The organism is Novosphingobium sp. TK71, from assembly GCF_055361505.1.
Genome location: NZ_CM143962.1, coordinates 2430439 through 2449151, shown reverse-complemented (window position 1 = coordinate 2449151; position 18713 = coordinate 2430439). Strand labels below are relative to the sequence as shown.

The following is an 18713-nucleotide window of genomic DNA, read 5'->3' as shown; positions in this document are numbered from 1 at the left end:
GGTATCCTTCAGGCGAGGGCGTAAAGCTTGGCTTCGTCCTCGCGCCTGCGTTTCAGGCCTTCCAGCACCTTGCCGTCATTGTAGATCCATTTCCCGAACTGCGCCGCCGCTTCGGCGAAGCGGCCCTCCCTGTGCAGGCGGGTGAGCGTGGCCTTGGCGATGGCCCCGGTGTTGTAGTGGAAAGAGACCAGCGCATTGAACTGGTTGGGCGTGGTGGCCGCGCCGCCGATTGCCGTGCGGACCTGGCGGACGTAACGCTCGATCTCGCTTTCGAACCGGGCGTCACACTGAGCCTGCGTCCAGACTGTGCCCGGACCGATATCGGTGCCGGTCGATCCCCAGCCGATGGTCCAGGGCTTGCCGTCCCTGCTGCCGGGATCGGGGTAGGCTTCGAAAAGGCCATCGGCGCGGCGCCTGGCGCAACCCTCCCATTTGTGGATCAGCGCGCGGCCGGACGCGCCGAGGGTGGGAACGGCGGCGGCGGGCGGTTCCTCGCCCAGTCCCCGGTCGATCGCGGCGTCCAGCGCGATGACGTCGGCGGCGGTGAACCCGCGGCCGAGCAACTGTCGAACTTCGTCGAAAATCGGCTTGCGATCGAGCATCTGCCTCTCCTTGCTGGTGGGAAAGGCCGATCAAGTAAGCCGGACCGGGGGGTGTAGGAAAATGGTTTTTACAGGCGCGGGCCCGATCAGAGCTTCTTCAGCACACCGTTGACCGGGATCGCGATGCTGGAACCGCCTGCCACGGGATCGCCGTCGAAGCTTGCCTGCGTGCCGTCCTCGGCGGTCACGGTCACGGTAGGGCCGGCCTGCGTGAAGGTCAGGGTGCCGCCGCCCAGCGTGGGAATCTCGATCTTGCCGTCCTTGCTGGCCTTGATGGCCGCGGAAATGTCCTGCGGGGTCATGTAGCCGGTCAGCATGTGGTCCTTGATGAGCGCGGCAAGGGCGGCATGGTCGTCCGCCTCGGTAAGCTGCTTGGCCGGATCGCCCAGCTTTGCGAAAGCGTCGTCCTCCGGCGCGATCAGGGTGTAGCTGGCCTTCTCGCGGAACACGCCTTCGATGCCGGTTTCCTTGAGCGCTTCGGCCACGGTCTGCAGACCGTCCGTATTGTCGAGCGCATCGGGCAGCGATGCTGACGCCGGCGTCGTGCCATCCGCCGCGGACGTCGCGCCGGCCTGTTCACCGGCGCTGTCCTTCCCCGAACAGGCGGCAAGCGAGAGCCCCGCAGCGGCGAGCAGCACGATTCCGATACCTTCCTTGCGCATGTACTTCCTCCAGTAACGCCGGTCAGGCGAGCAGTTCGATAGCCGCCCGGACAAGGCGTGTGGCCGGATCGAGCTGGTAGATATAGCCGTCGCTGTAGCGGTAGAGTGCGTCCGTCCCGTCCGAATACTGATCGCGGTAGCCGTAGGGCACGTTGTAGACGTCATAGCCCGCTGGCATGGCCTGGCCGACCTGGACACGACTGCCGACGAGCAGCGCGGCAATCCCGGTGATCGCGGCATTTTCGGGTTTCACCCGGTAGATCGTGTTGTCGTAGTAGCGATAGGAGCCTTCGGAACCGAGGCCGTAATAGCTCGTGTAATAGCCCGGCAGCGCTACCGGCTTGTAGGTTCCCGGCCAGTTCCGCCCTACCGCCAGCGCACCGCCCAACAGGGGTACGTAGCTGGCCACGGAATTGCCCGTGCCGATGCGCAGCATGTAGCCGTCCGCATAGCGATAGCGCGTCTCGTCGTCATAGCCGCGCGAGAACCAGCCGGGGTCATGCCATGCATGGCTGGGAGGATGCGTTTCGGCGGGGAGCTTGCAGCCGGCGAACTTCCGATCGAGCCCGGGCGGGCAGCCATTGAAATGCGGCTGCCTGTCGGCGGCGGCCCATCCCATGTCGTCCTTCCGGGTGACGACCCGTACCCGGTCGTTGGTGGGGACGCGGAATTCGCGGCCATGTGCGTCCTTGTAACCGATCTCGCGGATATCCTCCCGGCGCGCGGGTTGCCCGGAACGTGGGGTTTCGGGGCGGGCGCCGTCAGGCTGGCGCTCGTTGTTCTTTTTCACTTGCTCGGGATGGGAATGGCCAGGCTGTTCGCGCCGAGCCTGAACCTGCTGGCGCTGCTCTCGCTGGGCGGTTTCGCGGTTTTGCGCCTCGGCGGATGCGCGCTGCTCCGGGCTCGTGCGGCCCGGCTGGTCGCGGCTGGACTGCTCCCGATTCCCCTCCTCTCGACTCCCCTGTTCGCGAGGTGCCTGATCCCGAGGGGGTGCTTCCTTGCGGGCTTGCTCGGCGTGCTGCTGTTCGGAGCGTTGCTGCTGTTGGCGGGCTTCCGGTCGATCGGGCCGGGGCCCGCTCTCGGCAGGCCTATCTCCCGAAGGCCGATCTCCGGCAGGCTGGGCAACGGCAGAACCGGCGGCAAGCGCCAGAGCGGCAGCCCCCGCAAGCCATGTGCAATTCCTGGGCATCGCTGCTTCTCCTTTTCGGCGAAGGGAAACGCGGGGCGACGATAGCTGTTCCAGACGGGGTTGTCGTCAACTGCCGTAACGGAACGTCGCGCGGCAAGAGCATATGACCTAATGAAAAGGGCGCCCGGATTGCTCCGGGCGCCCCACTCGGCGAACTGATGCTCCTTCCCCGAAGGAAAGGAGGCGCGATCAGGCGCTGTAGTACATGTCGAACTCGACGGCCGACGGCGTGGTTTCCCAGCGCAGCACTTCCGGCCACTTCAGTTCGAGGTACGATTCGATCTGGTCGACGGTGAACACGCCGCCTTCGAGAAGGAAGGCATGGTCGGCCTGGAGCGAATCGAGCGCTTCACGCAGCGAACCGCAGACGGTCGGCACTTCGGCGAGTTCGGCCGGCGGCAGATCGTAAAGGTTCTTGTCCATGGCTTCGCCCGGGTGGATCTTGTTCTTGATCCCGTCGAGACCGGCCATGAGCAGCGCGGCGTAGCAGAGGTAGGGGTTGGCCATCGCGTCGGGGAAGCGGAATTCCACGCGCTTTGCCTTGTCACCCGCACCGTAGGGGATGCGGCACGAAGCGGAGCGGTTGCGGGCCGAGTAGGCCAGCAGCACCGGAGCTTCGTAGCCCGGCACCAGGCGCTTGTAGCTGTTGGTGGTCGGGTTGGTGAAGGCGTTCAGGGCCTTGGCGTGCTTGATGACGCCGCCGATGAAGTACAGGCACATGTCCGACAGACCGGCGTAGCCGTTACCGGCGAACAGCGGGTTACCCTTGTCCCAGATCGAGATGTGGGTGTGCATGCCCGAGCCGTTGTCCTTCATGATCGGCTTCGGCATGAACGTGGCGGTCTTGCCATATGCCTGTGCGACCATGTGGACGACGTACTTGTAGATCTGCATGCGGTCGGCAGTGGTGACCAGCGTGCCGAAGGTCAGGCCGAGTTCGTGCTGGGCAGCAGCCACTTCGTGGTGGTGCTTGTCGCAGGGCAGGCCCATTTCGAGCATGGTGGTGACCATCTCGCCGCGGATGTCCACGGCCGAGTCAACCGGAGCGACCGGGAAGTAGCCGCCCTTGGCGCGCGGACGGTGGGCAAGGTTGCCGGTGTCGTAGGACTTGTCCGAGTTGCCGGGCAGCTCGATGTCGTCGATCTTGAAGCCGTTGCCTTCGTAGCCGTCGTAGAACTTCACGTCGTCGAACATGAAGAATTCGGCTTCGGGGCCGACGTACACGGTGTCGCCGAAACCGGCCGACTTGACGAAGGCTTCGGCGCGCTTCGCGGTCGAGCGCGGGTCGCGGGCGTAGAGGTCACCGGTCGAGGGTTCCACGATGTCGCAGAACAGGATGAGCATCGGGGTGGCCGAGAACGGATCGACGTAAACGGCGTCGAGGTCGGGCTTGAGGATCATGTCCGACTCGTTGATGGCCTTCCAGCCCTCGATCGACGAACCGTCGAACATCAGGCCGTCTTCCAGCTCGTCCTCGCCGAGGATCGAAGCGACCATGGTGAGGTGCTGCCACTTGCCCTTCGGGTCGGTGAAACGCAGATCAACCCACTCGATCTCTTCGTCCTTGATCCTCTTGAGGACGTCCTTTGCACTAGCCATTAGAGTAGTCTCCAGTGATGCTCTTCCGATCCCGAAAGAGGCTTGGGTTTGTCATTGTCCACGGGACGTCCCCGGCCCCCGCCGGTTCATCCCGATCCGGCCGAAGCCGGGCAATAGGATTCCGGCCTGCGCCGGGATAAATGCGATAAGCGGGGGCTGACCCCTATATTACAGGGCGTCGTCGTCCCGTTCGCCGGTGCGGATGCGCACGGCGGTTTCGACGGGGACGACGAAGATCTTGCCGTCACCGATGCGGCCGGTCTGGGCGGCGTCGGCAATGGCTTCGACCACGCGTTCGGCCAGCGCATCGGGAACGACCACTTCGAGCTTCACCTTGGGCAGGAAGTCGACCACGTATTCGGCGCCGCGATAGAGCTCGGTATGGCCCTTCTGGCGGCCGAAGCCCTTTGCCTCGGTGACGGTGATGCCGGAAACGCCAACTTCGTGCAGTGCTTCCTTCACTTCGTCGAGCTTGAACGGCTTGATGATAGCTTCGATCTTTTTCACGCCAGTGTTGACCCCTGCATGCTCCCGGATGTTTTCCGAAGACATTCCGGTCCGGGAACCGGATGCCTCGCGCGCGATTCCCATCAAGAATCGTGCCAATGCGGATGTTCCTCTGGTAGGCGAAGTGTGCAGCCGCGAAAAGACCGGAATCGCACGTTTTACCAACCCCGGTAAGCAGACTCATGCGGGTAAGTACCCGGTTGGCGACATTATGTGTTCAAGATATGAGCACGCCCTGCCTTAAAATTGTGCATGGGCGTAAAAATGCCTTGGTAGGCGGGCTGGTGGGCAGACGTGGTTGGTTAACGCAAGAAGGCGCCGGAGACCGCGTGGGTTTCCGGCGCCTTCTTGCGTTAAGGATATGTCGGAACGAAGTCGGCTCCCTGCCGACCAGGCGTTCTCAGAGCCGCAGGCCCGCTGTCTCGGGAAGACCGGCCATCAGGTTGAGGTTCTGCACTGCGGCGCCGCTCGCCCCCTTGCCCAGATTGTCGAGCGTGGCGACGAGACGGGCCTGAGAACCGTCCTTCGCGCCGAGGACCCGCAGCGTCAGGCTGTCCACCGGCTCCATGGAGGCGCGCAGCAGCAATTCGTCGGGCTGGTCGTCAACCACGGTGACGATTTCGCTGCCGGCATAGAAGCCGGAGAGCGCGGCGCGCAGGTCGGCAGGCGTTCCGGCACCGGACATCATCGAGAGGTGCAGGGGGACTTCCACCAGCATCCCGCGATGGGCAGGTACCACCGCCGGTGCGAAGATCGGGGCGTGAGCAAGGCCGACGTGCGTCGTCATCTCGGGCACATGCTTGTGGCCGAGCGCCAGGCCGTAAGCGCGGAAGGCGATGTCGCGGTCTTCCTCGAAACGGCCGATCAGCGCCTTGCCGCCGCCCGAATAGCCGGAGACCGCGTGGCAGACGTAAGGCCAGTCAGCCGGGAGCAGGCCCGCCTTGACCAAGGGAGCGACCAGCGCGATGAACCCGGTCGGGTAGCAGCCGGGATTGCTGACGAAACGCGCGGCGGCAACTGCTTCTCGCCCGATCACTTCGGGGAAGCCGTAAGTCCAGTCCGGTGCCACGCGGTGCGCCGAGGAGGCGTCGATCACGCGGGTCGTGTCATTGCGGATCATGCCGACGGCGGCTTTCGCTGCATCGTCGGGCAGGCAGAGGATCACGAAATCCGCCGCGTTCAGTGCTTCGGCGCGGGCATCGTCGTCCTTGCGGCGGGCATCGTCGAGGACGATCAGTTCGAACTCGGCGCGGCCCTCGAGCCGCTCGGCGATTTCGAGGCCGGTGGTGCCGGCCGCGCCGTCGATGAAGACCGTCTTCGTCATCAGTCTTGCGCCTTCAGAGCATCGAGCGGGAGATAGCCGACCTGGCCGTCTTCGCCGAACTGGCCCCAGGCCCAGTTTCCGGCGATGTCGAGCACGTTGAAGGTTTCACCCTCGGGCAGGTCGCGAATCGGTTCTGCATCCGTGCGTCCGGTAACGCGCAGGACCGCGCCGGCCAGGATCGCGTGCGGCATCGGCACGGCGTAATGCGGTACGAAGCAAAGCCCGGCGAGCTTGATATGCGCAAGGTCGCCGCGCACGGGCAGGCATCCGGGATCCGCGGTCACGCTCGGCCCGGTCATGGCAAGCAGCCCATCGATCCGGGGAGGGCGGGTATAGGAATCCTCAGTGGCCAACGCGGGTGCTTCTCCAAATGCAAAGATGCGCGCGCTTAGCGGGGGCGTGGCAAAGACGCAAGTTCAGCCACGTTCGCCAGTGTAGCGCTGCTGCAACATGTACCATGCCGCGCGCAGGCCCAGGGCATCGCCGCCCTTGGGACGACCCGGCTTCGAAGCGGGGCGCCAGGCGAAAGTATCGAAGTGCGCCCAGTCGAGCCCCTTGGCCACGAAGCGGTCCATGAACAGCGCCGCGGTGCTGGCTCCGGCGAAGCCGCTGGACCCGGCATTGTTGATGTCGGCAATGTCCGACTTCAGGTAATCGCGGTAGCCGTCGTAAAGCGGGAGGCGCCAGCAGGGATCGTCCACGCCGAGCCCGGCGTCGAGGATGGCTTGTGCGGTGGCATCCTCGCGGGCGAACAGGGCTGGCAGGTCCGGCCCTACGGCCACGCGGGCAGCGCCGGTGAGGGTGGCGAAATCGATCACCAGTTCCGGTTCCTTCTCACTCGCGCGAGTGAGCGCATCGCCGAGGATCAGGCGGCCTTCGGCATCGGTGTTGCCGATTTCCACGGTGATGCCGGCGCGGCTGCGCAGCACGTCGCCGGGGCGGAAGGAATTGCCCGAAATGGCGTTTTCGACTGCGGGGATCACGAGGTGGAGGCGCACGGGAAGCCTGGCGCCCATGATGAGGCGCGCCAGGGCGAGGGCATGGGCAGCGCCGCCCATGTCCTTCTTCATCAGCAGCATGCCCGCGCCCGGCTTGATATCCAGCCCGCCTGAATCGAAGCATACGCCCTTGCCGACGACTGCGATCCGGGGATGCTTGGGATCGCCCCATTCGAGCTCGATCAGGCGCGGGGCATGGGCGCGGCCCGCCGCGCGGCCGACGGCATGGACCATCGGGTATTCGCGTTCGAGCATTTCTCCGCGCGTGATCTTCACCTCCGCGCGGAAGGCCTTGGCGAGCGATTCCGCTTCGGATTCGAGCTGGCCCGGACCCATGTCCTCGGCCGGGGTGTTGACGAGATCGCGCACGAGTTCGATCGCTTCGGCTTCGGCGATCACCGCGTCGATCGCCTTGACCTCTCCGGTGAGGAGAATGCGTGGGCCTTCCTCGGAAGGATCGGACAGGTAGCGGTCGAAGCTGTACTGACCGGCGATCCAGCCCAGCGCAGCCTTGCCCGGTTCGCCCGAGGCGCGGCGATAGGTTCCAGCGGGCAGGACTTCAGCCAGCCTGGCAAGGCACCAGGTCGACAGCTTGGCCGGGTCGGCCACGCCGGCGGCGACGAACCAGCCGTCCCCATCGGGCAGGATTGCGTGGCTGCCGGCCGCGCCTGCGAACTTCTGCGCTTCCAGCGCGGCGCGCTGTGGAACCGACAAGCCCTTGATGAATTGCTCCAGTCCATCCTTGCCAATGAGGTGGAGGGCGACGGCCTTCTGGCCGCGATCGGGCTGAATCAATGCGTTCTTGTCGGTCATGGCCACATTCTCTAGCCTTCCCGCAAGCATGAGCCGAGAGGAAAAATGATGCGATTTGGTGCCTGGTGTCTTGTCTCCGCTACAACGGCTGCCCTGCTCCTGGGCGGGTGCAAGGGTGAGGCGCCGGTTGCCGCCACGTCGGATGCGGCCTCCGGCGAGGCGATGGCCGAAACCGAAGCCGCTACCGAGCCTGCCGCGCAAGCCAGCGAAGCTCCGGTGGGGGGCGGCCGCGAGGAGAAGGTGGAGAACGACCTCTACGAGTTCAGTTATTCCTATCCCGATGCGGCGGGCGCGATCCCGGGTCTCAAGGCGAACCTCGACAAGCAACTGGAACAGTCCCGCGCGGATCTTATCGGCAGCGCGAAATCCGGACAGGCGGAATCGAAGCAGAACGACTATCCCTACCATGCCTACAGTTATGGCGAGGACTGGAAGGTCGTCACCAGCCTGCCGGGCTGGCTCTCGCTGTCTTCGGAAATCTATACTTATTCCGGCGGCGCGCACGGCATGACCATCTTCGATACCCTGCTGTGGGACCGCCAGGCCGAGCAGGCGCGCAAGCCGATCGACCTCTTCACCAGCAAGGAGGCGCTCTCGAAGGCGCTGCGCACGCCGTTCTGCGCCGCGCTGGACAAGGAGCGCGTGAAGCGCCGGGGCGGCCCGATCGACAAGAGCGATGACATGTTCTCCGAATGCATCGATCCGATCGAGCAGATCGTGATTCTGGGCTCGGCCAACGGCAGGACATTCGATCGCGTCGGCCTGCTGGTCCCGCCCTACAATGCCGGGCCATATGCCGAGGGCAGCTACGAGGTGACGGTTCCGGTAACGGGCGCGGTCATGGCGGCGCTCAAGCCGCAGTACCGGTCGAGCTTCTCGGTCGCAAAATGAGGTGAGGGAAACGCAAATGCGCGAGGTCACGCACGATCTCGCAATTTGCGCACACAATCGTTATGTACCCCTCATGACCGAATACCAGATCGTCGAACCCGGAAGCGAAACCGTCCTGCGTGACGGCACCATCAAGCTGCACGGCCCCGAAGGCTTCGAGGGCATGCGCAAGGCCGGGCGCCTTGCCGCCATGATCCTCGACGAGATTGCGCCGATGGTGCAGCCCGGCGTGACCACGGCGGCGATCGACGACAAGGTGCGCGAACTCACGCTCGATGGCGGTGCGGTGCCGGCGACGCTCGGCTACCGGGGGTATGCGCATTCCTGCTGCATCTCGATCAACCATGTGGTCTGCCACGGTATTCCGTCGGAAAAGACGATCAAGGACGGCGATATCGTCAATATCGACGTGACCCCGCTGCTCGATGGCTGGCACGGTGACACCAGCCGCATGTACCTTGCCGGCGACGTTTCGCTGAAGGCGCGCCGTCTGGTGGACGTGACTTACGAGTGCCTGATGATCGGCATCGAACAGGCCAGGCCCGGCAACCGGGTGGGTGACATCGGCGCGGCCATCCAGGCCCATGCCGAATCGTTCCGCTATGGCGTCGTGCGGGAATTCTGCGGCCATGGCCTGGGCCGTTTGTTCCACGATGCGCCGGAAGTGGTCCATGCCGGCCGCCCCGGCACCGGTCCGCTGCTCAAGCCCGGCATGTTCATGACCATCGAGCCGATGATAAACCTTGGCAAGCCGCCGGTTAAGCTTCTGGCCGATGGCTGGACGGCGGTCACCCGCGACAAGTCGCTTTCAGCGCAGTTCGAGCATTCGATCGGCATTACCGAGACGGGCTGCGAGATATTCACCACCAGCCTCAAGGGTCTCCACAAGCCCCCCTACGCCTGAGCCTCGTCGCCCTCGGGCGGATCGGAGCCGATGAAGTCATCGCCCCGGCGCATGTCCGGGGCGTGACCTGACGCCTGCGCCATGACAGCCTCCCGCCCGGAAAAAGGGAAGGGAGAGCTATGGCGACCGCGGCGATGGACCTGACCGGCGGCGTTCCCGAGGATCGCGAGTATGTCGTGGCGAAAAAGCCCGACGAAGGGCTGCGCGATGCGGTGAACGTCTGGATCGAGGAAGAGAACGGCCTTTTCGCCATGCGCATCGGCGTGGAAGCGGTGGGCAATGCCTGGGACCGGCACGAGTTCTGGCTGGACGTCGCCTTTGCCGATGGCCGCCTGCTATCCAGGCGCGGCGATGGTGAAACCCATTCGCCCTACGGGGCCGACGGTCGCCCTACCGTGCGCGGAACCGGGCCGGTGCGGTTCGAATGCATCGAGCCGTTCCGCAAATGGATTGCCACCTACAAGGGGCAGGCTGCCGAGACCTCGGCGCAGCAGGTCATCGACAATCCCGATTTCGAGGAAACCTGCTGGACCGATCTCGAGATCGCGGTGGAGATGGAGATGGCGGCACCGCCTTGGGTGCCGGGTTCGCTCCTGCCGGAGGCTGCCGCGGCGCTGGGGGGCGAGCAGGGCAGTTTCATGAGCCCGCGCTACGAACAGTTGTTCCGCTGCACGGGAACGCTCACTCTCGATGGCGAGACCCGCAGGTTCAACGCCAACGGACTGCGCATCCGTCGCACCGGCTTTCGTGCGTTTGCCGGGTTCTGGGGACACTGCTGGCAATCGGCGACATTCCCGGACGGCCGCGCATTCGGCTTCAACATCTATCCCCCGCGTGAGGATGGCGAGCCGAACTACGCGGAAGGATGGATCATCGATGGCGAAGGCGTGCGCGTACCTGCCCGACCCGTGGAAGTGCCATGGCTTCGCCGCTTCGTGACCGGCGACGAGGACGTATCTTTCGTGCTGGAAACGATTGACGGTCGCCGCATCGCGATTGCGGGGCGAACTTTCGTCAACACCCGCTCGCGCGGCGGTTTCGCCAAGCCGGTGGATTGGCCTGCGGACTTCCCGCTCGTCCAGCAGAGCCATGCATTCTACACCTGGGACGGTGAGCGGACGACCGGGATGATCGAACGATCGAGCAAGCCCAGCGTGATGGAGCCTTAGAAAGGCCGCGCGGAGAAGTGTTTCCGCCTCCCCGCGCGGCGGATATCAGCCGAGATAGATGCCCGCGGGATTGCCGGTGACGCCGGATTCCACTTCGAACAGCGCGCCGTCGAATTCGGAATCGGGCAGGCCGGTCGCCGCCGAGGTCACGAACATGCGGTCCAGCTTTTCGCCTGCGAAAGCGATGTTGGTGATGCGCCTGGCCGGAAGCTCGATCGAGCGCTCGCGCGTGCCGTCGGGAGCAAAGCGGCTGATCCGGCCGCCGTCCCAGTGTGCCGTCCAGAGATAACCTTCGGCGTCCGTGGTCATGCCGTCGGGATAGCCGTCTTCCTCGGAGAAGCGGATGAATTCCTCGCGCGAATGGGCACCGCTCTCGTCCAGGGCGAAGCGGTAGATCACCCGGCGGCCCGAATCGGCATGGTAGAGCCACTGGCCGCAAGGCGAGAACGCCGGGCCGTTGGGCACCGTGTAGTCGGTGTCGATCACCTGCCATTCGCCCGAGGGCGAGAGGCGGTAGAGCGAGCCGGTCACTTCTTCCTCTGCCATGTCCATCGTGCCGCACCAGATCGCGCCGTGGCGGTCGGCCTTGCCGTCGTTCATGCGGTTGCCGGGCAGGTGGGGCTCGGGATCGTTACGCTCGGAAATCGTCAGCGGGTCGAGCGTGATATTGGCCACGCCGTCCTGGAAGCCGCCGATCAGGCCGCCTTGCGCGCGCGGAGCGACCCAGCCGAGGCGTGCGGGCATATCCCAGCGAGTTACCGTGTTGTCCGCGAGGCTGAGGCGGTTGAGGGCAGGGGTGAGGATGTCGACCCAGTAGAAGGCATTGTCGCGCTCGCACCAGAGCGCGCCTTCGCCGAGGGTATCGCGCACGTCGCGATCGATCTTGCGCCAAAGCGTCATGAGAACTCTCCCTATGCTGTGAAAACGGTTCGGCCCCCGCCCCCGCCTTTCCCTTGTTCAGGGACAGGCAGGGGCGGGGGCCGATAGGTCATCCGGCGGCTAGGCCGGACAGGATATCAATCGGAGCCAAAAGTCAGTGATTGTCGCGCGGCAGGCCCATGGTCTGGGCGATGCGCTGGTACTTTTCGGCGCCTTCGAGGATGGCGCCGGTGTTCATCTGGCCGACCACCGAGCGCTGGATTTCCTGCCACGGGGTCTGCGAGGCCGGGTAGGCATAGCCGCCCTTGGCTTCGAGAGCGGCGCGGCGGGTCGCCAGTTCCTCGTCGGAGATGAGCACGTCCACGCGGCCCTTCTTGAGGTCCATGCGCACGCGGTCACCGGTTTCGAGCAGGGCGAGACCGCCCATCGCCGCCGCTTCGGGCGAGGCGTTGAGGATCGAGGGGCTGCCCGAGGTGCCCGACTGGCGACCGTCACCGATGCACGGCAGCGAGTGCACGCCTTCGGTGATGAGGTACGAAGGCGGACGCATGTTCACGACTTCGGCTGCACCCGGATAGCCGATCGGGCCGGCGCCGCGCATGAACAGCAGGGTTTCGGGGGTGATGCCGGTCGCCGGATCGTCGATGCGGTGGTGGTAGTCCTCGGGACCGTCGAACACCACGGCATTGCCTTCGAAGGCATCCGGGTCTGCGGGGTTCGAGAGGTAACGGTCGCGGAACTCCTTGGAGATCACGCTGGTCTTCATCACGGCCGCGTCGAACAGGTTGCCCGACAGCACGAGGAAGCCGGCTTCTTCCACCAGCGGCTGGTCGAAGGGCTTGATGACCTTCTCGTCCTCGATCGTCGCGTCGCGGCAGTTGTCGCCCATGGTCTGGCCATTGACGGTCATCGCGTCTTCCTTGATCAGCCCCTGGCCGATCAGCTGCGCGACGACGGCGGGTACGCCGCCTGCACGGTAGTAGTCCTCGCCGAGGTATTCGCCGGCGGGCTGCAGGTTCACCAGCAGCGGGATCTTGTGGCCGTAGGTTTCCCAGTCCTTGAGCGGCAGGTCGACACCGATGTGGCGCGCGATCGCGGCAAGGTGGATCGGGGCGTTGGTCGAACCGCCGATGGCGGCGTTGACGACGATGGCGTTATGGAACGCGTCGAGCGTCATGATGTCCGAGGGCTTGAGGTCCTCGTGAACCATGTCGACGATGCGCTTGCCGGTGCGCCATGCGCATTCCTGGCGGTCACGGTAAGGCGCGGGGATCGCGGCCGAACCGGGCAGCATCATGCCGAGCGCTTCGGCGAGCGAGTTCATCGTCGTCGCCGTGCCCATGGTGTTGCAGTAGCCGGTCGACGGGGCCGACGAGGCGACGAGCTTGATGAAGCCGTCCGCGTCGAGTTCGCCGGCGGCCATCATCTCGCGGCCCTTCCAGACGATCGTGCCCGAACCGGTACGCTCGCCCTTGTGCCAGCCGTTGAGCATCGGGCCGACCGAAAGCGCGATCGCCGGGATGTTCACGGTTGCCGCCGCCATCAGCAGCGCCGGGGTGGTCTTGTCGCAGCCGGTGGTCAGCACCACGCCGTCGAGCGGGTAGCCGTAGATCGCTTCGACCAGGCCGAGGTAGGCGAGGTTGCGGTCAAGCCCTGCGGTCGGGCGCTTGCCGGTTTCCTGGATCGGGTGGACCGGGAATTCCAGCGCAATGCCGCCCGCTTCGCGAATGCCCTCGCGAATGCGCTCGGCCAGCACGATGTGATGGCGGTTGCAGGGCGACAGGTCGCTGCCGGTCTGGGCGATACCGATGATCGGCTTGCCCGAGCGAAGCTCTTCAAGGCTGATGCCGAAGTTCAGGTAACGCTCCAGGTAGAGCGAGGTCATGTCGATGTTGTCGGGATTGTCGAACCAGGCGCGCGAGCGCAGCTTGGGAGCGGTCTTGTCGGTCATGGGCGTTCGTTTCTTTTCGGGTCAGCGCGAAGAAGTGGAAACGCGGTAGATCATGACATGCTTGTAGGGCTTGCCGGGATCGACGCGGGTGGAAGGGAAGTTCGGGTGATTCGGCGAATCCGGGAACTTCTGCGGTTCCAGTGCGATGCCGTCGCCCATGCGGTAGAGGTGGCTGTTCTTGCCGATGAAGGTGCCGTCCAGGAAGTTGCCGGCGTAGAACTGCACGCCCGGTTCGGTCGTCAGCAGTTCGAGCACGCGGCCCGAAGCAGGATCTTCGAGGCGGGCGGCCAGTTCGGGAGTCTTGGTCACGCCCTTGTCGAGCGCGAAGTTGTGATCGTAGCCACGGCCCATGACGATCTGCTCGTCCTTGCCGTCGCGGATGCCTTCGCCGACCAGGCGGGCCTTGCGGAAGTCGAACACGGTGCCGGTTACGTCACGCAGTTCGCCGGTGGGGATCAGCTTGTCGTTGACAGGGGTGTAGTGGCCGGCCGGGATCGTCAGCAGGCTCTGCAGGGCGTCGCGCGGGCTGCCTTCGCCGGCCATGTTGAAGATGGCGTGATTGGTCATGTTGAGCACGGTCGGCTTGTCGGTGGTCGCTTCGAACACGACCTGCAGGTTGCCCTTCTCGTCAAGCGAGTAGGTCACCCTGGTCTTCACCGTGCCGGGATAGCCCGAATCGCCGTCGGGGCTGACGAGCGAGAACACCGCCGTCGCCACCGGGCCGGACTTGATCGATTCGACCTTCCAGTTCTGGACGTCGAAGCCCTTGCCGCCGCCGTGCAGCGACTGGCCGTGATCGTTCTGGGGAAGCTGGTAGGTCTTGCCGTCGAGCGTGAACTTGCCGTCGGCGATGCGGTTGCCGTAGCGGCCGATGGTGGCGCCCCAGTAATTCGGGCGCTTTTCATAGCTGGCGACATCGTCATAGCCGAGCAGGATGTCGGCCGACTTGCCCTCGCGGTCGGGGGCCATCATCTTCCACAGCGTGGCGCCGTAAGTCAGGATCGTCGCCGAGACGCCGTTGGCGGCCTTGAGCGTGACCGCGCTGACTTGCGTGCCATCGGAAAGTGCGCCCGCCGGAGCCTGCGAGGCATCGGCGGCGAGTGCCGGATTCGAAAGGGAAAGGGCTGCAATGGCCAGGGCTGGGGCGGATATCGCCGTGCTTACAAACGCCTTGCGCAGTTTCCTCATTGCCCTAGCTCCCATATCTTTGTGTAAGTCGATTCTGCATCTTGGTTTCCGACGCGGCCCATTGACGACGCCGTGTCGCGCATATAGTCCGACAAATAGAAAGAGCGCAAGCCGGTTTGCCGCAGGGCACGGCGCGGTTCTCTGGTAAAGAGAGGATAGTCATGCCCCCAGTGGTTTCATCTGGAGATGCCCCGGTGCTTCACGCGCAGCCAGCGGGCGTCCGCTACGGCCCGGCGCTGACGCTGCTTGCCAGCCTGTTTTTCATGTGGGGCTTCATCACCGTCATCAACAACACGCTGCTGCCGCACCTGCGCAGCGTGTTCGACCTGAGCTACACCCAGACGACGCTTATCGAATCGGTGTGGTTCATCGCCTATTTCGTGGCCTCGATTCCCTCGGCGAAGCTGATCGAACGCGTTGGCTACCAGAAGTCGCTGGTCACCGGCCTGCTGATCATGGCCGCCGGCGCGCTGGGCATGATGCTGGCTGCCAGCATCCCGTCCTACGGCGTAACGCTGGTCATGCTCTTCGTGATCGCCAGCGGCATCACCCTGCTTCAGGTTGCGGCGAATCCCTATGTCGCCGTCGTCGGCAAGCCCGAGACCGCGTCCTCGCGCCTCAACCTGGTGCAGGCGCTCAACTCGGCCGGCACCATGCTGGCCCCGCTGTTCGGCGCCTACCTGATTCTTGGTCGTTCCAAGAGCGGGACCTCGGCCGCCGGCACGGTCCTGACCGATGCCGAGCGTCTGGCTGACGCCCATTCGGTGATCCTGCCTTACGCGCTGGTCGCGGTGGTGCTGGTCATTCTCGCTGTGGTGATCGCCAAGTTCCCGCTGCCCTCGATGGGTACGGCGAACTCGCGTCTTGCCAAGGAGCAGCGCAAACACCTCTCGCTGTGGAATCACCGCAACCTCGTATTCGGCATTCCCGCGATCTTCATCTACCTGATCGCCGAGATCGGCGTGGCGAATCTCTTCGTGAACTTCGTCAGCCAGCCCGACATCGCCAACCTGACGCATGAACAGGCGGGCAAGTACCTTACCTTCCTGTGGGGCGGCATGATGGTCGGCCGTTTCGCGGGCTCCGCGATCATGCAGCGTTTCGACGCGGGCAAGGTTCTGGCGTTCTTCTCGGTCGGCGCCTTCGCGGTAATGGTCGTGACGATCTTCGCCCATGGCCCGGTTGCGATGTGGTCGCTGATCCTTGTCGGCCTGTTCCACTCTATCATGTTCCCGACCATCTTCACCCTCGGCATCAAGGGCCTTGGCCCGCTGACCGAAGAAGGCTCGGGCCTGCTGGTCATGGCGATCGCCGGCGGCGCGCTGGTGATCGTGCAGGGATGGCTGGCCGACAACTTCGGTCTCCAGAACTCGTTCATCCTGACCGCGGTATGCGAACTCTACGTGCTGTTCTACGCTCTGTGGGGCAGCAAGGTCACGAACGCGGAGCCGGATCTGGTTCCCGAGGTGGCCGAGTAATCCGCGCTATCCAGCGTCAACGAAAAGGCCCCGGCGAGCGATCGCCGGGGCCTTTTCTTTTTTGGACTATGGATGGGCCCGGACTTGGTCCGGGCGCGTTGGCGTCGGGCTTACTTTTTCTCCATGGCGCTGCGCGTGTCTTCCAGTGCCAGATCGACCAGCACGTTCATCGCTTCGGCAGCGGTCGCCGCATCCCCGGCGGCGATCGCGTCATAGACGCGGACGTGATCGGGGATCGGGTTGCGGGGCAGGGCGCGGGCCCGCTGCTTGAACTGGGTGGTCCAGTTCACCGCAGCACCGATCGAGGCGCTGAGCACGAGCAGGGCGTCGTTGCGGGTGGCCTGGAGAATCGCGTTGTGGAAGTCGCGATCCGCCGCGCGGCCGGCCTCGGTGGTCAGGGTGTGCCGCCGCATCGCGGCCAGCGCATCCTTCATCGCCTTGAGGTCGTTCTTGTCCCGGCGCTGCGCGGCAAGCCGCGCGGCGGCAGGCTCCACGATGGCGCGCAGTTCGAAGAGGCTGCGCACGAACTCGATGTCCGGCTCTCCCGCGAAGGCCCAGCCGAGCACTTCGGGATCGAGCAGGTTCCAGCGGTCTCTCGGCAGCACCCGCGTTCCGGCCTTGGGGCGGCTGGCGACCAGGCCCTTGGCGGTGAGGACCTGAATGGCTTCCCGATAGGCGCTGCGCGAGACCTGGAGTTCCTCGGCGAAGGCGACTTCACCAGAAAGAATGTCCCCGGGCGCATATTTGCCGGACAAGATGGCCGTTCCCAGTTTATGGGCGATCGCACCGTGCAGGCGGCGGCCCGGACCCCGAGCCTCGTCGGCCGGCCTTGCACTTTCTTCATCGTTCACGAAATTGGCTTCTGACACTGTTATTGGCACCTCCCGAAGGGAACGTAACAGCCCTTCTCACGCGAAGGAACGACAAACATTGCGTTTCCTGTGCGCTGGGAATATGTCGGAGTAAATAGGGAGACCCCAAATGACCGAATTCCGTTCCATCGTGGCCGAAACCGGTGAGCCGCACGGCGAACCTCTGGCCGTGAACGGCCCCGCCGACGTCGCCGCAGCCTGCGCCGCCGCTGCCGCTGCTTTCGACACTTATCGCGCCACCGATCGTGAAACGCGCGCTGCGTTCCTCGAACGAATCGCCGACGAGATCATTGCCATCGGCGATTCGCTGATCGAAGCCTACATTGCCGAAAGCGGACTGCCCCGTGGTCGCGGCGAGGGCGAGCGTGGCCGTACCGTCGGCCAGCTGCGCCTGTTCGCCGATGTCGTCCGCAAGGGCCAGTGGCAGCAGCTGCGCATCGATCCGGCCCTGCCGGACCGCGCCCCGCTGCCCCGTCCCGACCTGCGCCTGCGCATGATCCCGGTGGGTCCGGTTGCCGTGTTCGGCGCCTCGAACTTCCCGCTCGCCTTCTCGACCGCCGGTGGTGACACCGCTTCGGCGCTCGCCGCCGGTTGCCCGGTCGTGGTAAAGGGTCACCCGGCCCACCCGATCACCGGCAGCCTGATTGCCGCAGCGATCACCAAGGCCGTGAAGGACGCCGGTCTTCCCGAAGGCGTGTTCCAGCACCTCGTCGGCCCGTCGAACGAACTCGGCGCCGCGCTGGTCCAGGATCCGCGCATCATGGCGGTCGGCTTCACCGGCTCGCGCGGTGGCGGCCTTGCCCTCGCCAAGCTGGCGCAGGCCCGCGAAGTGCCGATCCCGGTCTATGCCGAAATGTCGAGCATCAACCCCGTCCTGCTGCTTCCCGAAGCGCTGAAGGCACGCGGTGAAGCACTCGGCACCGCTTTCGTCGGTTCGCTGACGATGGGCGCCGGCCAGTTCTGCACCAACCCCGGCCTGATCCTGGCTGTCGAGGGTGAAGGCCTGGACGCCTTCGTCGCTGCCGCCACCGGCGGTGTTGCCGAAGCCAAGCCGCAGACCATGCTCACCACCGGCATCGCCGCTGCTTATGCCAAGGGCGTCGAAGCGCTTGAAGGCAATGCCGGCGTCGAAACCATCGCCAAGGGCGAAGAAGGCAGCAAGACCACCGGCGGTGCGATCCTGTTCCAGACCACGGCTGCCCAGTTCCTCGCCGACAAGGCGATCGGCCACGAAGTGTTCGGCGCTGCGTCGATCGTCGTGCGCTGCAAGGACGAAGCCGAACTCGCCGGCCTGCTCGAAGGCCTGGAAGGCCAGCTGACCGCCACCCTGCACATGGACGATGCCGACGAAGCCGCCGCTTCGCGCCTGCTGCCGGTGCTGGAACGCAAGGTCGGCCGCATCCTCGTCAACGGCTGGCCCACCGGCGTCGAAGTGTGCCACGCGATGGTGCACGGCGGCCCGTTCCCCTCGACCACCGACCCGCGCACCACGTCGGTCGGCAGCATGGCGATCGACCGCTTCCTGCGCCCGGTCAGCTACCAGAACTTCGCTCAGGGCCTGCTTCCGGCAGAACTGCGCGACGCGGCCTTCGGTGACGGCGCTCCCCGCCTGATCGACGGCGCACTTACCCTCTAACCAGTCCACTCAATCCCTGCGGCGCGCTCCCCCAAGAAGGCGCGCCGCAGA

The 18713-nt window shown here is 65.2% G+C and carries 17 protein-coding genes; 5 read left to right on the top strand and 12 right to left on the bottom strand.

The genetic code is table 11. The annotated features are described in order from the left end of the window. Window positions 1-8: 8 nt before the first annotated feature. The 8 genes from ACXJ16_RS11380 to ACXJ16_RS11345 all read right to left on the bottom strand — a co-directional run bounded on the left by ACXJ16_RS11380 (window position 9) and on the right by ACXJ16_RS11345 (window position 7694). Window positions 9-602, bottom strand: a complete 594-nt coding sequence (locus tag ACXJ16_RS11380) for a lysozyme (protein ID WP_054436978.1) — start codon at window positions 600-602, stop codon at window positions 9-11. A gap of 86 nt (window positions 603-688) precedes the next feature. Further along, complete coding sequence (locus ACXJ16_RS11375; protein WP_463920697.1) at window positions 689-1264, bottom strand: fasciclin domain-containing protein; 576 nt, start codon at window positions 1262-1264, stop codon at window positions 689-691. 22 nt (window positions 1265-1286) lie between these two features. Next, the gene (locus ACXJ16_RS11370; protein WP_463920696.1) at window positions 1287-2453 is read right to left on the bottom strand and encodes a hypothetical protein; all 1167 of its coding nucleotides are present in this window, start codon (window positions 2451-2453) and stop codon (window positions 1287-1289) included. A 189-nt stretch (window positions 2454-2642) separates the two neighbouring features. Next, window positions 2643-4052, bottom strand: a complete 1410-nt coding sequence (glnA, locus tag ACXJ16_RS11365) for a type I glutamate--ammonia ligase (RefSeq protein WP_132469864.1) — start codon at window positions 4050-4052, stop codon at window positions 2643-2645. A gap of 168 nt (window positions 4053-4220) precedes the next feature. Continuing rightward, a complete protein-coding gene (locus ACXJ16_RS11360; RefSeq protein WP_008832116.1) occupies window positions 4221-4559 on the bottom strand; it encodes a P-II family nitrogen regulator in 339 nt (112 codons plus the stop codon). A gap of 400 nt (window positions 4560-4959) precedes the next feature. After that, a complete protein-coding gene (gene argC / locus ACXJ16_RS11355) occupies window positions 4960-5883 on the bottom strand; it encodes an N-acetyl-gamma-glutamyl-phosphate reductase (protein ID WP_054436985.1) in 924 nt (307 codons plus the stop codon). After that, entirely contained in the window at window positions 5883-6182 is a 300-nt protein-coding gene (locus tag ACXJ16_RS11350; RefSeq protein ID WP_054437023.1) for a hypothetical protein, read from the bottom strand. The genes argC and ACXJ16_RS11350 overlap by 1 nt, the downstream gene beginning before the upstream one ends. Window positions 6183-6299: 117 nt before the next feature. Next, window positions 6300-7694, bottom strand: coding sequence for a leucyl aminopeptidase family protein (locus ACXJ16_RS11345; RefSeq protein WP_324697902.1), 1395 nt, complete (start codon window positions 7692-7694; stop codon window positions 6300-6302). A 48-nt stretch (window positions 7695-7742) separates the two neighbouring features. Between ACXJ16_RS11345 and ACXJ16_RS11340 the strand changes: the two genes are divergently transcribed. The 3 genes from ACXJ16_RS11340 to ACXJ16_RS11330 all read left to right on the top strand — a co-directional run bounded on the left by ACXJ16_RS11340 (window position 7743) and on the right by ACXJ16_RS11330 (window position 10658). Then, a complete protein-coding gene (locus ACXJ16_RS11340; protein ID WP_463920695.1) occupies window positions 7743-8585 on the top strand; it encodes a DUF4163 domain-containing protein in 843 nt (280 codons plus the stop codon). Window positions 8586-8658: 73 nt separating this feature from the next. Then, window positions 8659-9489, top strand: a complete 831-nt coding sequence (gene map, locus ACXJ16_RS11335) for a type I methionyl aminopeptidase (RefSeq protein WP_054436987.1) — start codon at window positions 8659-8661, stop codon at window positions 9487-9489. Window positions 9490-9608: 119 nt separating this feature from the next. Next, window positions 9609-10658 (top strand): DUF7064 domain-containing protein, encoded by a 1050-nt coding sequence (locus ACXJ16_RS11330; RefSeq protein WP_054436989.1) that lies wholly within the window; start codon window positions 9609-9611, stop codon window positions 10656-10658. 45 nt (window positions 10659-10703) lie between these two features. Here ACXJ16_RS11330 and ACXJ16_RS11325 read toward each other — a convergent pair whose 3' ends face one another. The 3 genes from ACXJ16_RS11325 to ACXJ16_RS11315 form a co-directional block, all read right to left on the bottom strand. Further along, entirely contained in the window at window positions 10704-11558 is an 855-nt protein-coding gene (locus ACXJ16_RS11325) for an SMP-30/gluconolactonase/LRE family protein (RefSeq protein WP_324697908.1), read from the bottom strand. A 133-nt stretch (window positions 11559-11691) separates the two neighbouring features. Further along, entirely contained in the window at window positions 11692-13488 is a 1797-nt protein-coding gene (locus tag ACXJ16_RS11320) for an IlvD/Edd family dehydratase (RefSeq protein ID WP_054436992.1), read from the bottom strand. A gap of 21 nt (window positions 13489-13509) precedes the next feature. Beyond that, entirely contained in the window at window positions 13510-14676 is a 1167-nt protein-coding gene (locus ACXJ16_RS11315; RefSeq protein ID WP_324697910.1) for an aldose epimerase family protein, read from the bottom strand. A gap of 161 nt (window positions 14677-14837) precedes the next feature. On the opposite strand from ACXJ16_RS11315, the gene ACXJ16_RS11310 reads away from it, so the two are divergent. Beyond that, on the top strand, window positions 14838-16154 hold the full coding sequence (locus ACXJ16_RS11310; protein ID WP_463920694.1) for a sugar MFS transporter: 1317 nt from the start codon (window positions 14838-14840) through the stop codon (window positions 16152-16154). A gap of 110 nt (window positions 16155-16264) precedes the next feature. Here ACXJ16_RS11310 and ACXJ16_RS11305 read toward each other — a convergent pair whose 3' ends face one another. Beyond that, complete coding sequence (locus ACXJ16_RS11305) at window positions 16265-17005, bottom strand: FadR/GntR family transcriptional regulator (protein ID WP_054437029.1); 741 nt, start codon at window positions 17003-17005, stop codon at window positions 16265-16267. A 130-nt stretch (window positions 17006-17135) separates the two neighbouring features. Here ACXJ16_RS11305 and ACXJ16_RS11300 point away from each other — a divergent pair, with 130 nt between their 5' ends. Beyond that, window positions 17136-18662 (top strand): aldehyde dehydrogenase (NADP(+)), encoded by a 1527-nt coding sequence (locus ACXJ16_RS11300; protein ID WP_463920693.1) that lies wholly within the window; start codon window positions 17136-17138, stop codon window positions 18660-18662. Window positions 18663-18713 lie beyond the last annotated feature (51 nt).

Bases quoted from the DNA above. Each gene is read 5' to 3' on its own strand.
- ACXJ16_RS11375 (WP_463920697.1), bottom strand. From the start codon at position 1,264: ATGCGCAAGGAAGGTATCGGAATCGTGCTGCTCGCCGCTGCGGGGCTC.
- glnA (WP_132469864.1), bottom strand. From the start codon at position 4,052: ATGGCTAGTGCAAAGGACGTCCTCAAGAGGATCAAGGACGAAGAGATC.
- ACXJ16_RS11325 (WP_324697908.1), bottom strand. From the start codon at position 11,558: ATGACGCTTTGGCGCAAGATCGATCGCGACGTGCGCGATACCCTCGGC.
- ACXJ16_RS11370 (WP_463920696.1), bottom strand. From the start codon at position 2,453: ATGCCCAGGAATTGCACATGGCTTGCGGGGGCTGCCGCTCTGGCGCTT.
- ACXJ16_RS11320 (WP_054436992.1), bottom strand. From the start codon at position 13,488: ATGACCGACAAGACCGCTCCCAAGCTGCGCTCGCGCGCCTGGTTCGAC.
- ACXJ16_RS11345 (WP_324697902.1), bottom strand. From the start codon at position 7,694: ATGACCGACAAGAACGCATTGATTCAGCCCGATCGCGGCCAGAAGGCC.
- ACXJ16_RS11310 (WP_463920694.1), top strand. From the start codon at position 14,838: ATGCCCCCAGTGGTTTCATCTGGAGATGCCCCGGTGCTTCACGCGCAG.
- ACXJ16_RS11350 (WP_054437023.1), bottom strand. From the start codon at position 6,182: ATGACCGGGCCGAGCGTGACCGCGGATCCCGGATGCCTGCCCGTGCGC.
- map (WP_054436987.1), top strand. From the start codon at position 8,659: ATGACCGAATACCAGATCGTCGAACCCGGAAGCGAAACCGTCCTGCGT.
- ACXJ16_RS11380 (WP_054436978.1), bottom strand. From the start codon at position 602: ATGCTCGATCGCAAGCCGATTTTCGACGAAGTTCGACAGTTGCTCGGC.
- ACXJ16_RS11300 (WP_463920693.1), top strand. From the start codon at position 17,136: ATGACCGAATTCCGTTCCATCGTGGCCGAAACCGGTGAGCCGCACGGC.
- argC (WP_054436985.1), bottom strand. From the start codon at position 5,883: ATGACGAAGACGGTCTTCATCGACGGCGCGGCCGGCACCACCGGCCTC.
- ACXJ16_RS11330 (WP_054436989.1), top strand. From the start codon at position 9,609: ATGGCGACCGCGGCGATGGACCTGACCGGCGGCGTTCCCGAGGATCGC.
- ACXJ16_RS11315 (WP_324697910.1), bottom strand. From the start codon at position 14,676: ATGAGGAAACTGCGCAAGGCGTTTGTAAGCACGGCGATATCCGCCCCA.
- ACXJ16_RS11340 (WP_463920695.1), top strand. From the start codon at position 7,743: ATGCGATTTGGTGCCTGGTGTCTTGTCTCCGCTACAACGGCTGCCCTG.